We start from the raw sequence: 15247 nt of genomic DNA, 5'->3' as shown, positions 1-15247 counted from the left end.
GTTATTATGAAAAATATTATTTTGGATAAGATAGCTATTGCATCAATAACAGCATTATTCTTAATGGCATGTAGTGATAGTGGGGGCTCATCATCTGGTGGGAGTGCTGGTGGAAGTTCTCCAGCCGCAGATGAGAAACCTGAACCAATAAAAACACAAGATCTAGTCGCTCCTGAGGGGTTCTCATTTAATCCAATAGACGATCAACGGTTAATTGTCGATTTGAGTGGTAGTTTACCATCTCGTGCACATTTATCTGTTTATTCGAGTTTTAGTGAGAAAGATGATGGTGGTTATATTGTTGATTATGGGAGTAAAATTATAGATGTTCCATTAACTAATGGGGCTGTTGATATTGAGTTCTCCATTGCGGATAGCTTGAATGAAAGCGTTGTCGAAATTTGGTTATATGATGGCAGTGATCCACAGCAGAAAAAGTTTGTTGTAGATGGTACGCAATGGGAATGGTATTAATTTAAAATAATACCTATGATTAATTTAAAGCCACGTAGTATTACGTGGCTTTTTTACTTTGGTTTTATTTGCAATATTAAAAGTCTTTTTATTGTTGAAACGAATAAGCATATCAAAGGGAGCACCCGCTGCGAGGTGAATCAAGTTGCCTACGATACACAGCATATTATGATTTTAGAAAACAAAACTTAGCATTATTGTGTATAAAATGGCCTCTTTATTGTCGTAATGATTGGATGGAGTGAAATTTTCGATAAAGGATCCGTTAGATTTATGTGCCTCAAAATATTGAATTTCACCATTGATGGATACATTTGGTAGTACGTCGTAGTCAATACCAATTAAGTAACTGTTGCCTTCCAAATGTTCATTTTCATCAAACTGGGCACCATAAACAACATAGGGAGTAAACGAACCTAGATGATAACCTAAGCTTGCGTACATTGATGATGAGGAATCATTAATTTGTCCTTCAGAAGTCAAAATTGCTTTCCCCAGTTCATATTCAGCACCTAACGACCAAAGTTGGATGTGTTGATTTTTATTTGTTGGTAAAGTACCAATGTTTTTACGAGTGATTGTTTGATCATAGTTTGAATCTAGGAAAGAGACATTCCAACGGTAACTTTCCCCACTTAGTTGTAAATTAGCTCCAAACATTCTATTTGTTTCAAACTTTAGCTCGGTAGAAGAATTGTAATCGACCTCGTTATTATCTTTAACACCGTAGAATGGAGAAAGAACGATAGTTGTTTCATCGCTAACGTCATATGCCCAACTGACTTTGATACCGTTAAAAGCTGTGATCCCTAATATACTGTTATATATCTCTGTTGGAGGTCTTGCTGTCATGTAGGCTTGACCTACGTAATAGTACTCAGAGGCAAGAAAGAGTGGGAGTCTTAATCGACCAATGTTGACATCAAGATTATTAAATTCATAACCAACGTAAGCCCATTCTAGCTGTGGGGAGCTCCAATCATATTGTGGTGGTTTTATTACTTGTATAGAAGCTTTGAATGAGTTGTAGAAATAGTCTAGCTGGACGCCAAATGTGGTATCACAATCATAGCAACTTTCATCAGTAAACCCATGGTTAATAATTAAAGGGTTATCGTTGTCTGATTTGGCCCAAGACGTTGAACCAAAACCACTTAAAGAGAGGTTGTCAGTAAGCTCAATAATGGCAAAGGCAGGAGAAGAAATAGAGGCACATAGTACTGATGTAATTATTTTTTTCATGTTATTTCTCCGAGCTTATAGTGTAGATAATATTGGCATTTTCAGGAACAGAGGAGAGCGGAGAGTAACCAATACGATTAGGCTTATCATTGAGCCAATTGATTAAGCTTTCTATGGATGCCGTTTTTATTTCTCTTGGATATCGAGCCTTACCTGAGAAAGATAGTCCTGCCCAGTGAGCGTTCATTTGAGCTGTATTTTTACCTAATAAAAGTTGATAAAAATCTTTTCGTTCAGTGCTGTTTTCCGGCCAATCAGACAGTTCTACGCGTTTTCCATTTAGTCGTTTTGTTTTTCCTCGATATAGTTTGCGAGCTTTGTTTATTGATATCGCTTGAAATTCTGTATTTAAAGAGAAAATAACGTAATCTTCGGCAGCATGTACTGGGCTTATGGAAGCGAATAGGTAGAAGATGCCTATGAGTACAGCGTTAGTCATTTTTTGTTGTAGATAAGGACGTGTTTTACTCCAATCCATAGAGGCCTCCTAACAAGTCGCGCTTTCAATTTGGTGAAAGAGTTTTTCTTTTCTTACCGGCTTTGCTACATAGCCATCCATGCCTGAGTCAAAGCATTTCTGAATGTCATCATCAATAACACTAGCTGTGAGCGCGATAATTGGAGTTTTGTTTAAGCCTAAACTTTTCTCAAGCTTTCTGATTTCTTTTGTAGCGGTGAAACCATCTTTTACTGGCATCATGCAATCCATTAATATGACGTCATAGCTGCTGTTATTTTTGTACATATCAACAGCAACTTGCCCATTGTCTGCAATGTCGAATGCATAACCGGCTTTTTTCAACATAACTGAAGTTACTTTTTGGTTTACTCGGTTATCTTCAACCAGCAAAATACGTTCAGATTTACTTGGTGGGATTTCGACTTCTGGTTGCTCTGGAATGCTTGGATGCGATTTGTATGCTGTATGTGTTGTGGATATTGTTGTCGCTATTGATGCCGCTTCAATTGCTGTTAGTACTTTCTCCTTAAGCATTTCAAACTTAAATGGTTTTGGAATGTAATCGTCCATTCCCATGTCAAAACATTTTTGAATGTCATCATCAATCACACTTGCGGTCAAAGCGATAATTGGGATTCGGCGGAGCGATTTGTTTTTTTGTTCTATATCTCGGATGTTAGCGGTAGCAGAGAAACCATCCATAACAGGCATCATACAGTCCATTAATATTGCAGCGTAATTAGGGTTAGCGGTATACATGTCAACGGCTTCTTGGCCATTATTGGCAAATTCAAACTCTAAGCCACTTTTCTTAACATGAAGGCCTGCTATTTTCTGATTAATTTTATTATCTTCAACGATCAGTATTTTTTGTGTTACGACGGTACTTCCTTGAACACTGATTAATCGCTCCGCAATGCCTTGAGAATCGCATTTTTCAATCGCTTTTATTAGGCGTTGCCCAAGAAGAGGTTGAGATACCTGAGTCGTTATATATTGTCCAATATTGCTGGCTTCACTAAGGAAGGAGCGTATTAAGCAGATTGTGATATGGCTGTTATGCAGTTTTTCTAATTGTTCCGAATAGTCATTCGCTTGAAATGAATCATCTTCAGCGAAGATAACCGTAATAGGTTTTGTATGTGAGGTATTTGTAATTTCCTCTGTGAGAGTAGATGGTTTATTCGTTTTTTGAATAACGTTCAGACCATAGAAATTAAGCTCGCTTTCAATGCGTTTTGATAAACTCTTATCGTTAGCAATTAAATAAATGTCAGCGGTGGCTTTACTTAATTTTGGTGCAATTGAATTAATGATCAAGTCTAATTCAAAGTAGAAACAACTGCCTTCTCCTTTAATTGAGTTAAGTTGGATTTGACCGCCCATCAGCTCTACAAGTTGCGTACTGATTGCCAAACCTAAGCCTGTTCCTCCAAACTGTCTTGTTGTTGAATCGTCTTCTTGAGCGAAAGGTTCAAAAATTTGTTTTTGTTGTTCTTGATCGATTCCTATCCCTGTATCTTGGACAGAAAATATTACTTTAACGGTGCAATCAGACTTGAGTTGAGTATCTATCGATAAGGTTACGCCTCCTTTCTCCGTGAACTTAACTGCGTTAGACATAAAATTCATCAAGATTTGTCTGAGTCGATGGTCGTCAATCATTACACGGTCAGGAGTCTCAGGATGAATATTTATGTTGATAAATATGTTTTGTTCTTTTGCTTTAGGTGCAACGACAGAGGCAATGTCGTAGATAGATTCTCTAATGGATGCAGAATGTGGACTAATTAATAGCATTCCTGACTCTATTTTAGAAAAGTCGAGAATGTCGTTAATCAGGCTAAGCAAAAGCTGTGATGATGTTTCAATAGTATCTACATAATCTCGTTGAGTTGGTGTAAGGGCGGTATCAGAAAGAATTTCTGAAATACCGATAACACCATTTAAAGGCGTTCGGATTTCGTGAGACATATTTGCTAAGAAACTGCTTTTTGCTTTGCTTGCTTGTATCGCGTTGTCTTTGGCTTTTTCTGCATCTTCTTTTGCTTGAGTCAGTTTTTCTTTTGCATACTCTCTTTCGATGGTTAATCGTTCAACTTGTTGAGCAAATAGACTGAGTTCATCTTTGCCTTGGAGTAGTTTTTCTAAAGAAGGGCGAGAGTCATCGTTTTCACTTTCTAAAAAGTTAAGCACTAACTTGAGATTATTTGTTACTTGCCTTGCTAAACTTAGCGCTAATCCCATAACGATCATGGTAAGTAGAGTTACGATTGAAATAAATAGGGTTCGTTGTATTTGAGCATCAGAGATAGCTTGAGCAACCTCTACCTGAAATTCTTGTTTTATAACATCGCCAAGATTTTGCAACAGGCTTAATCGAGAGTTCATCGCATTTAAGCCAACGGATATATTTTCAGGCGTGAGTTGACTTGTGGTGGAAGCGTTGTGAAGCGCATGACGAATCTCTTGGCTTTGCATGAAAACATCGTTTCTAAATACTTCTATCATTAGTGAAACTTGGCGTTCGTTGGCATTCAATGATACGAAACGTTCTAGGAAAAGGAGTTGACGTATACTGAGTGCCTCGATCATTTCTGCAAGTTCAGAATCGTATTCTCGCTCTGTTTGGTAGATATCAATTAAGAATGTACTGAGCTTAAATTCTTCATTTGACCAAAACATTAACCATTCTAATTGTTGTAAAGCAGTTAGGTGTTGTTGGATCTCTCGTTTGGTTACATCGAAAGGTACTTTTTCTATTGCTAGTAGCAGTTGTTGGTACAAGTCACTTTGCCATTCAATCGCATCGAGCTTGTCAAAATTATCAGTCGCTTCCATTGTTGATAAGGTTGCTTCGCTGAAGTCGATGAGCAGCTGATTTACCTCTTTAGCCGTATCTTTAAAAATACTTGGGGAGAGTGCTTTTAATTCAGCATTAACCTTCACACTTTGGCTTATGAATTTTTCAGGACTATGCGTTAAAGTATTTCGATACAGCAGTGAAATATCTTCAAGATATATTACTAATTGATTGGTTCGCTCAAAATCATTTAATTGAGTTGTTAAAATATAAGCTTGCCTACTAGCTAAAAAAAGCAGCAATGAGATAGGGAGTAGTACTAAGCCAAAAAGTTTGTGTTTGACTGATCGGTTATTCCAAACTTTAAGTATTCTCATATAACATCCATTTAACTTTCTTTTTTATAGCATAGGATGAAAATAGAGCTGTAGATATTTTAAAACAAAAAATGTTTAAAAAATGAAATAATAAGTTAGTTGGTTCTACTCATTTTATTGTTTTACCATTTATCTATTTTCACTCTTTTGAACTTAAGCTGCTTAAATATTTGTCTGTTAAACCAAAGTATTTCGAATTACCGTCAGATTCTAATACAAGGCTCATGTTTGAGGTTGCGATTAGTCTTGGGTCATTTGTTGAGAATAGTACTGTTTTATTGAGTAATTTATCACTAAATAGGCGGTTAAAGTACTGAGCATTTTCTTGCTCTGCGCCATTAAAGGGTTCATCAATAATAATAACGGATTGCTCACAAGCTCCTAAGCCAAGAGCAAGACGTAGTTTTTGTTGGATACCATTTGGTAGGCTTCTGTACTTATCTTGACTTAGTTGTGTGCCTAATCCTTCTGGCAGCCACTTGTCTAACTCAAAGAAACTGATTATTTCATTCATCTTTTCTGTTGGGATTAGCCCGTTATGAAGAATGAAGTTAGCCTCTAATGAACCTTCAAAAATATGTAAGTTGAAAGGAATGTAATTAATCGATGTTCTATAGCGATAATTATTGAATTGCTTGATATTGTAACCATCGATGGATATCTCGCCCTGATAACGATCTTCTAAGCCTGCAATGATGGAAAACAATGTTGTTTTGCCACAGCCTGTTGGCCCGCAAATTACTGCTTTAGCTCCCGATGGTATTTTAAACCCTAAGTTAGTTAACCCTGTTGATGCTCCTGTGTATCGGTGAGTTACTCCACTGCCAATAATACTGCCTTGAAAAGAACGAATCGGTGGACTCTTTTCAAGTGAGAGCTTATCGTCATTCATTGACATTAAATTGTTGATCTGTGCTGAAGATGCTTTGATTGATTGGAATTTCGAAATAGAATTGTAGATGCCCATGATAGGACCAAGAGCTTTCCAAACCAGAATGACAGTGGCAAGCATAGCGCCCGCATCAGAGGTGCCATCCATTACGCCAATTACAGCGGTAACAATACTTGCGGTACCAATGACTTGGATAAGTCCACCGCCCGCAGCTTGAATTTTACTGTTGGTTACTGCAACATTTTCAGCGTCATTAGTGCTTTGCATGTGAGAAGCACTAAATCGAGACTGAACCACGCGTAACAATGGTAAACCTTGGATGGTTTTTATACCACGAAGGATCTCGTTCCATTGATAAGAGACCATTGCATTGGCTCGTGAGCTCTTTGATGTCGCTTGTGAATAGATGTAGCGAGAATACACACAAAAAGCGAGCATCAAGACTAATCCTCCCATCACAACTAATGCAGCAGTGCCTGACATTATGGCAATAGCGATGATAAATACAATTACAAAAGGCATATCAAAGTAGCTTAGCGTTGATTCAGCGGTGACTAAGCGACGGAAAGTATCAATGTCTTTTAAACGAGCTAATTGTGAGGATACTCCTGCGGTGGAGGTCATTGCATAGGGGAGCCACAGTAATTTGGATATTACGTTTTGGGATATGTGCACCGCTAAGTCTTTACCGGAGGTGGCGATAATGTTCACTCGCATTTTTTTAAAGAAGTACTCCGAGAAACCAATAATGAATGCAAATAAGGTTAGCCAATACAGAGTTGCTTCGGAGCTAGAGGTTAAGGCAAAGTTGTAAACACTCATGATGAAAAAAGGTTGGAGAGCACCTAATATACTGATCACAAAGCTGAGTATGATTAGACTTTTTAGCTCGTTAGTGTATCGATAAAAGGCATATTTAACCCAGTTACTTCTATCTTGTGATTCTGGTGGAGGCTCACGGAACAATCTTGAATATTCGCTGATAGACACCAATAAACACGATTTATGACATAACGGATATTCGACGGTGTTGTTGTTGGTGTAGTCGAAAAGGATCAGTTTTCCGTCTTGCGTACCTAAGTAAATTGCACTGAGGTTTTCGATTTCAATAAAGCAAGGGTGGGGGTGACCTTCGATAGTGTCTAATGTTTTGAGTTTAGTCACCTCACAGCGGTAACCAAGGCGCTCAATCGTGGCGATAAAACTGTCGCTGTCTTTTTGTTTTGAAATAAATGCATCACTAAGGATCTCTGGTGTGCCTTCCCATTCTAGTGCGATTAACGTATAAGCCAAACCATGCACCAACGGTGATTGAGCGTAACGCTCATTGTAACTTGGCGAATCAAAATCTTGTAATCGCTGAGTGATATTACTGAAATCGACTAAAATATTCATTGGTTGCCTCCTGCCAATTTAACACGTTTGAGGCGATGATTGAGCTTATTCATTTTATTGCTAACTATAATGAAGATCTTGTCGTTTGTGCGGTAAGCGGTACTGGTGAGCACCAGTCGTGCAAAATCGTCATCGTATACGCAATCTATATCATCGAATATTAAGACTCGTTTATTAGCAAGTAGGGCGCGTACGAGTAAAAGCGTATAACCAACTTGGCGTGAAAAAGGATTTCTCGTATGGCCCTTTAGCTCAGTGTAAAAGCCAGAAGGCAGTGCATCAATTTGAGTTTTAATATTCATCGTGTCACATAAGGCAAAAGCAGTATTATTGAGACTAGGGCGGAAACAAGTCAGATTATCAATGATGGTTCCCTCGACAAAAGAACTTGTTTTATCAACCATCAATACACTGTTGCGCCAAATGTTATAATTAATATCAGTAAGTGGGATATTATTGATTAAAATATCGAGTTTTTGGTCTGACGTTTGACGAGTGATGCAGTTGGCTAAATGCGTCTTTCCGCTGCCACTTTGACCTGTAAGCAGGTATGCTTGCCCACGCTCAAATTCGATGCGTTGTTTTTTTGAATATTTTATCGAGATATGATCAACCTCTGTGGTTGTATGCTGATGGTCGACCGATGCGGCGAGCTCTAAGAGTTCTGCGATACGTTGAATATGCAGTTTATTTAGTTTCCAGCGGCCTATGGTACGCATTACCTGTTGGTATGGCGCAAAGTATCGGTTGGTTAGCATGATGATGGCCGCCATAATACCTTGGCTTGATTCCATATTGATTACCGCGATAGCGAGCACCACAACTACGCCTGCAATAGAAAGCTGTTGGATGAGCGATAAAATCAAATTGAAGTTCGACTCAATTTGTTCGTATTTGATACTTTCAACTTCTCGTTCTTCAATTATCTGAGTCATTAAGCTTTCGATACGATACTCCATGTTTCGAGCTTTTATATCGAGTGGACTTGAAATGATTTCGATGATTTTGGAGGTGGTTAACCCTTCGATATCTGACTTATTCTGCAGGATGTCGATTTTTTGCTTAGAAAGAACTAAGGCAAAAGCGAATAATATCAAGGACGCTGTTAGAAGTGTTAAACCAGCCCATATATTGATGATGCTAATTAGAAGAATGGTGATGATACTGACGGATAGGTTAATTAGTGCTCGGACAGACTCGCCACCAAAGAATGATTTAATTTCCGAAATGGTGGCGATTCTTTCTAGATACTCCCCAGGCTCTAGACTTCGAAACTTAGATATTTCCGCTAAACAAATGGATTGAAACACCTTGTTAGTTAGGTTGGTTTCAAACTGCTTCATAATGACGGATGAAATTTTTTCTTCTTGGTTCTTAATGTGATAATCAAGAAAAATAGAGAACAAAATGATAGCAAATAATAAGAATAAGGTATTTTCTGACTGATTTGGTAATACACGATCAAAAATGATCAGGATTGAGAAAGGCAGCACCAAGGCCAACAGAGTAGAAAGAACTGTTGAAAATACAAGGTAGCATTTATCAGCAAGATTGATTTTTTGCGAAAACAGTTCAGTTTGCATTTTAGTCTCCGTCCTTCTTTGCCTTGCTTTTGTTGGATACGTTAATCAGCAGGTGTTTGGGAACTAAATCTTGGTTGTTATGTTCCTCAATATCGCTCATTAATGTCATGATGCTTTCAATTGATGAAATTGCCAGTATGCCTTTTATCTGTTCAAGTTTGATAACTTCGATTATGTAATCGTAACGTGCATTTTCGTAGTCTCGCAACGCACTAAATAGTTTACTTTCAGCAGACAGTAAATCGGTGATGGTTCGAGTACCTAATTGGTAGGCGCGCTGTATGCCTTTATAGGAAGAGTAGTTAGCGCGAATAATGTTTTCATAGCTCTCAATCGACTGAGAATAGTCATTAATGTTAAGAATGGAGTTGTTAACATCATTACGAGTTGAGAACAGAGAATCCTGATAAAGCAGTTCGTTTTTATCAATAGCTGACGATGATTTTTGATAGCTGTAGTAATCGGAACCTCCGGATAGGATAGGAACTGCTAAATTAAGCTTTACGTTTGTTGAATTACTCTCACCGGTGGCGCTTGGGTCGGTTCGGTCATAATTATTGGTGTCATCATGTCGATAGCTAGCTGAAAGAGACACGGTTGGTAAAAAATTAGAACCGCTTTCTTTAAGCGATCTACGGCTCCGTTCTACAGTTTTCTTTGCGATCAATAAATCGTTGTTAAGTCGTAGAGCTTGTTCGAGAATAGATCGTTGTTCAGATTCACTTATTGCTACTAAAGGTACGCTTTCATAAATGTCTTGTGATGGGGTGATGGGGTATTGAATCTGAATGGAGAGACTATTAAGAATGACACGGCGATCCTTTTGTAAGGTTCTTAGTCGATTCGCAACGCCCTCTTTTTGAGCAATTACTTCATACAGTTCACTAGCTGCGGTATTACCTAAATCTACATTCCTTTGCATTTGACGAGTTCGGGTTTCTGAGGATTTAAATTCAACCTTTGTTGCTTTAATTTGGGCATTATTTTTAAGGTATTCAAAGTACTGAATGGCGATTTCAGAAATGGTATTTTGCATTTTATTTTGGTGTTTGATTTCTTCAATATTGAAATCGAGTTTAGCAGTACCATATTTGAATATATCACTAAGGTTGAATAAGGTTTGTGCTAGAGAAAGGCTGTAGCTGTTTGAATTGTAGCTAGATGTGCTATCCGTTTCCCCTATTAGTAACGTTTCGTTTTCATTCCATGTAGTATCGGCTGCACCGTTCAGTGAAGGTAAAAACTTAGAACGACTAATTCCAATGTTGTTTTCGCTCTCTTCAATGCCTTTGTTACTTGCTCGTAACGATAGATTGTTTTCAAGGCCGAGTGTAACCGCCTCAAGCAGGGTGGTTGCGGAAGCTAAAGGAGTAATGTTGAGTGCTAAGGCAATAAATACGCCATTAGTTAAGTTTTTGTACTGCAACATACTTATTGATCACCTTGATGATTTCTTCGTTTTTGTAAGGTTTACTGATCACGTAATCCATCCCAGCTTCAATGCAAGCTTGATGTTCATTACTGCTGGTCAATGCGGTTGCGCCTATGATAATACAGGGCTTTTGATTACTCTCTTGTTCGTATTTTCGTATGCGTTTGGTTGCTTCTACTCCACCCATACCAGGCATAATACAGTCCATAAAAATGATGTCTGAACGATGCTTCATGAAGTGTTCTACGGCATCTGCACCATCATTAACCGTATCGGGTTCATATTCTTGCTTTGTCAAAATTCGTTTTAGTAAGAACTGTTGAACTCGATCATCTTCGACAATGAGGAATGAGCTATTTCCCAATTGCTCTTCTGTCGCTTTCGCTTCCATGATTGTCAGTAAATTCGGAACAAATTCATAAGGAATGGCTGGAGAATTAATAATCTTATCGACAAAGTTGTGGCTTTTTTGTGCTTGCTTATTATTGGTAACAGATAACAATAATTTGGTATTAGGATGATTACGTAGCTGAGATTTAACCGTCTTGCTGAGTGATGAAAGTTTGTTTGATTCAAAGGTGTCAGTTAGCATCACAGCATCATATTCACCGAAGGTCTTTGCTAATGAAAATAATTCATTTGGTGTGCTAACTGTGGTGATATCGAGTCCCAAATTGCTCAGCATACTTTTCATAATATCAATTCGCAGTTGAGAGTTGGCACACAGAAGCAGACGCTTGTTATCGAAGCGGGTTTTTTCTGTGTAGAAATTTTTCGCCTTGAGATCGAGTTCAATTTGAAACCGTTCTTGATTACCTGATTGGAACCAATGGCTTTCATAATGTCTGTCACCACTTAATAGATTTTTTGCTAAGTTGTCTTTGTTCGCGGTGTATTCTTTGTGGTTACTCCAATGAAGTTTGTTTAGTTTTGCTAAAGGCATATCTAACGAAGTTAGAAAGTTAAGATTGATGGTTAAACGAGTATTTTCGATATCAAGTGCTGCTCCTGATTCGATGGTAACGAATAGCTTATGATTTGCTTTTAATTGGATCGCGTTGGAAAGCTGTAAAAATAAAACCCAGAATAGACTTGTAGATTGACCTTCTACTCGATTAGGAAGATTATCGGCAAAGAAGCAATCTAATTGACTTTCGTTACGTTGTACTTTCGTATTTAAGTGAATCATGAGTTCAGACAGTAAGTTCAATAGTGAAAAGTCTTTGGATTTACTTTCTGTTCCTTGAGATATTAACCGGTTATAGTTCTCAGCCAGTTCTGAAAGGGTATTCGCCGCAGAGATTATATCTTGCGCCATTAAAACGCCGTTTTCATCAGTCTCTTGGATAAGATATTGCACGCCTCCCTGAATGGTATTGGTAATACCTCTGATTTCATAACCGATTAATGCATATAGTTGTTTATAAAGATCGTTATTGCGTTTTTGAGCTTCTAATTTTGTGAATATTTGCTGTAAGTTAGAATAAATTCGGCGTTGTTTTGGTGCGGTACTGACGTCATTTAAAAGTGCATTGAGTCTTTCTAAATCTAGGTTTTCTAACTCATTAGCTAGGTGGTTAAGCTCTAGACCAATAGCATGCTTATTGGTATTTGATTTCTTAAGTTTGAAAATAGCAATAAGGTTAGAAACAATCGTAATAAGGGTTAAGCAAATAATGATGATAGTTAGCCAAATAAAGTATTGGTTTCGCTCTGCCGTAATGTCGTTAGCATGTTTGCTAAACATGGTTTGGTAGTTCTCATTTAACTGGATTAGATTTGTAGTGAGAGCAAGATATAGAACCAGTATGTTTTTGTCTGTTATTGAACTGTCTTCGAATCGATTTATAGCGAGTTCAAGTTGTATGAATTCAGTGGCGCCAACTAAGCTAAATTCGGTTTTGTTTAAGGAAGCGAGAGACTTAAATTCATATAATTCATTTTTGAGTTCACTCAGCGTTAATGTATTGATATTGCAATTTTGAAACCTTAAACATCTTTGAAGTATATTGATGTTGGTTTCTATTGTTTGGTTTAGATTTTTAGCTTGAGTTAATAAGGGAGCACTTTGTACTTGTTCAATGGTATCGGAGCGAGACCATGAAATAAATAAATAAATGGCGAGAGCAACTAGCCCTATACTAAAGGCAATACTTATCCGAATAACAGGAATGGTGATGTTATTTGATGTATTATCTTTCACCTTTACCTCTCATCAAACGCATCTTCGATAGCTGACATAACAGGTTTTGCTGCGTATTCGATAACTCGACGTGATCCAGTTTTTACATCTGCAGTAAACTCCATATAGGGTGAAAGCTTGTATTGGGTTCCTCCTCGCTCGAGAAAATTTTGATTAATTTGAATTTCGGCTAAGTAGAATTCAGCATCTTCTTCTTCATAAGACGATCGGCTTATTGAAGCAATGCGCCCGTCTAAAAAGCCATATTTAGCGAAGTTATAGGTGTCCATTTTTACTTTGACCGCTTGGCCTATTTCCACAAAGCCCATATCTTTACGTGGGATCTTAGCTTCGCCGTGTAATGTATTATTAATTGGTGCTATGTCAGCAATACTTTCACCCGGAGGGATCACAGCTGAGCGAAAATTGAAGTGAACTTTATCAACAACACCATTGATCGGAGCATACACAATGAGACGATCGACCTTATCTGAATGCTGTGGAAGAAGAATGCGTTTGAGTTTAAGATCTTTATTTGTTTGAATGATCTGCGCTTGATACTCCGAATTACGATTGGCGACTAGATCTCTGTGTTGTTTTTCAAGTTTATCGAGTTGAAAACGTTCATTCATGATGGATTCGTCGAGGTTTTCTATTTCTCGTATCATGTTAGATTCTTGAACTTGCATGCTCAATACATCAACATAAGAGGCCATTTCTTCTTTATACAGAGTATTTTTGATATTGAGTTGTTTTCGGATTAAAGACAGTTGGTTCTTCGAACTTACCCGGCGTTTCAGCATAGATTTGATGAGAGAGTTTTTGTGTTTAATATCGTGAGTGATGAGATCTTCGTTTGACTGGTTCTTAGAAAACTCTTGTTTCCATGTATTAATGTTTATCTGTGTGAGTCCTGGGTATTTATCTAGGTAAGAAGTGAAATTAGGCTCTTTCATGTCACGCAAACTTTCGTAACGCAGTTTGTCTAATTCTAGCTGAATTATTTCAGTTTCTACTGTATCTAGCTGCGTATTTCGGTCGAGTGAACGTATACGAGCAATGGGTTGCCCTTCATAAACAACGTCTCCTTTTCTTACTAACATTTCATCTAAAATCCCTCCTTCTAAGTGCTGAACCTTCTCAACATCGGATTCTAATAATAATTCGCCTCTCACTGAGACAACAATATCTATACGAGCTTGTGAAGCAACGGCAATAGAAATGATGGAAACAAGAAAAATGATTAACAAGGTTTTATGCACACTCGTCATCGCACTCGCAAGGATAATATTATCATCTGCGGTCACGTTAGGTGATTCGTTATTGGAAACGAGTGCTTTTTTTAAGTGATGTTCAATTTTTTTGTTATTCATGATTCATTCTATTCATCTGCTGCCTATTGACGCACTGTTATTAAAGTAAGTGAACAGTATATTGCGATGTATTTAGGTTCGATTCTTTTTATCTCAATATTACGTAAACCTCTGAGCATAGGTTGTTGGATATTAAGTTGATTTTTCTGAATTAACGGTGGTTTTAATTATCACTATAGATCTTTTTTTAGATCTGTTTTCTTTTTAACTTATGGTAGTTCAGCAAATATAACAAGAATTTATTGTGCTTATTTTTAATAAATTTGATTGAGATTCATTATAGGAATTCAATTGATTAAAAAATTGATTTTTGAAAGTTATATCCTTTAATAGCTTTGAGCAGGATAAGTTTTGCTTTTAATTAAGGATAATAAAAATAGAAATGTCTAGTACGTAATTAATATAAAACTATCAGTTGGAAATGGAATCGGAGGCTGTAATGGTGAGCGAGAATCAAGGTAACCAAAATAATCAAGATCTTAATGAAGCGGTAGAGCAAACGGAAACGAATGAGGCTGGCTCATCTTCACAGCAACAGAATCAACAAAACCAGCAAAACTCTATAGCATCCACAATTGCTACAGGTGCAGAAAATACAGATATCTCGGATGAAGCTAATCAGGCGATGACTGATGATCCGAGTGGAGCTGGTACAAATGATGATTCTATATCCGGAGCAACAGGAGGAGCCGTTCAGGAAGAAGGAGCCTCTGATAATGATAGTGGTGATGTTGCACAATCTAATGTTGTGGGCGGCGCAAGTGAAACGGATAGTGAAGAGGCAGCCTCAGGTAGTAGTGGATCTGCTGCTGGAGTAGGAGCTCAGTCGGTAGGCGGTGACGTATCAGGCGCCGGGTCTGGTACTGATGCGGAAGGGAATGACGCACAAGCTCAAGCTGTTCAGACCTCCGCAGACCAAAGTGGTTCTTCTGCTTCCGATAGAGTGATACAGCAAGACATTGATGACTTTGATTCAGAAACTATTGAAGAAACGTTTGCTGTTGATTTCCAAGCTTCTGACGAAGAGACCATCA

The 15247-nt window shown here is 37.8% G+C and carries 9 protein-coding genes; 1 reads left to right on the top strand and 8 read right to left on the bottom strand.

Going from position 1 to position 15247, the window contains the following annotated elements:
* Positions 1-6 precede the first annotated feature (6 nt).
* On the top strand, positions 7-474 hold the full coding sequence (locus GNP81_RS15055; protein WP_155669710.1) for a hypothetical protein: 468 nt from the start codon (positions 7-9) through the stop codon (positions 472-474).
* 174 nt (positions 475-648) lie between these two features.
* Here GNP81_RS15055 and GNP81_RS15050 read toward each other — a convergent pair whose 3' ends face one another.
* The 8 genes from GNP81_RS15050 to GNP81_RS15015 form a co-directional block, all read right to left on the bottom strand.
* Complete coding sequence (locus GNP81_RS15050; protein WP_155673926.1) at positions 649-1716, bottom strand: porin; 1068 nt, start codon at positions 1714-1716, stop codon at positions 649-651.
* A gap of 1 nt (position 1717) precedes the next feature.
* Positions 1718-2155, bottom strand: coding sequence for a hypothetical protein (locus GNP81_RS15045; protein WP_236798246.1), 438 nt, complete (start codon positions 2153-2155; stop codon positions 1718-1720).
* Positions 2156-2203: 48 nt separating this feature from the next.
* Positions 2204-5356, bottom strand: coding sequence for a response regulator (locus tag GNP81_RS15040; protein WP_155673924.1), 3153 nt, complete (start codon positions 5354-5356; stop codon positions 2204-2206).
* 139 nt (positions 5357-5495) lie between these two features.
* Positions 5496-7643 (bottom strand): ATP-binding cassette domain-containing protein, encoded by a 2148-nt coding sequence (locus tag GNP81_RS15035; protein ID WP_155669722.1) that lies wholly within the window; start codon positions 7641-7643, stop codon positions 5496-5498.
* Complete coding sequence (locus GNP81_RS15030) at positions 7640-9226, bottom strand: ATP-binding cassette domain-containing protein (RefSeq protein ID WP_155673923.1); 1587 nt, start codon at positions 9224-9226, stop codon at positions 7640-7642. Before GNP81_RS15030 ends, GNP81_RS15035 begins: the two co-directional genes overlap by 4 nt.
* A gap of 1 nt (position 9227) precedes the next feature.
* The gene (locus GNP81_RS15025) at positions 9228-10655 is read right to left on the bottom strand and encodes a TolC family protein (protein WP_155669726.1); all 1428 of its coding nucleotides are present in this window, start codon (positions 10653-10655) and stop codon (positions 9228-9230) included.
* Positions 10630-12861 carry an ATP-binding response regulator gene (locus tag GNP81_RS15020; RefSeq protein ID WP_336495480.1) on the bottom strand — a complete coding sequence of 744 codons (2232 nt, stop codon included), beginning with the start codon at positions 12859-12861 and terminating at the stop codon, positions 10630-10632. The genes GNP81_RS15025 and GNP81_RS15020 overlap by 26 nt, the downstream gene beginning before the upstream one ends.
* A gap of 2 nt (positions 12862-12863) precedes the next feature.
* Complete coding sequence (locus GNP81_RS15015) at positions 12864-14213, bottom strand: HlyD family type I secretion periplasmic adaptor subunit (RefSeq protein ID WP_155673922.1); 1350 nt, start codon at positions 14211-14213, stop codon at positions 12864-12866.
* Positions 14214-15247 lie beyond the last annotated feature (1034 nt).

It is taken from the genome of Aliivibrio fischeri, assembly GCF_009727955.1.
Lineage (GTDB): Bacteria > Pseudomonadota > Gammaproteobacteria > Enterobacterales > Vibrionaceae > Aliivibrio > Aliivibrio fischeri_A.
This window is presented reverse-complemented; position numbering and strand designations above follow the sequence as displayed.

Coding starts and splice junctions, on each gene's coding strand:
- GNP81_RS15055 (WP_155669710.1), top strand. CDS start 7: ATGAAAAATATTATTTTGGATAAGATAGCTATTGCATCAATAACAGCA.
- GNP81_RS15050 (WP_155673926.1), bottom strand. CDS start 1,716: ATGAAAAAAATAATTACATCAGTACTATGTGCCTCTATTTCTTCTCCT.
- GNP81_RS15045 (WP_236798246.1), bottom strand. CDS start 2,155: ATGACTAACGCTGTACTCATAGGCATCTTCTACCTATTCGCTTCCATA.
- GNP81_RS15040 (WP_155673924.1), bottom strand. CDS start 5,356: ATGAGAATACTTAAAGTTTGGAATAACCGATCAGTCAAACACAAACTT.
- GNP81_RS15035 (WP_155669722.1), bottom strand. CDS start 7,643: ATGAATATTTTAGTCGATTTCAGTAATATCACTCAGCGATTACAAGAT.
- GNP81_RS15030 (WP_155673923.1), bottom strand. CDS start 9,226: ATGCAAACTGAACTGTTTTCGCAAAAAATCAATCTTGCTGATAAATGC.
- GNP81_RS15025 (WP_155669726.1), bottom strand. CDS start 10,655: ATGTTGCAGTACAAAAACTTAACTAATGGCGTATTTATTGCCTTAGCA.
- GNP81_RS15015 (WP_155673922.1), bottom strand. CDS start 14,213: ATGAATAACAAAAAAATTGAACATCACTTAAAAAAAGCACTCGTTTCC.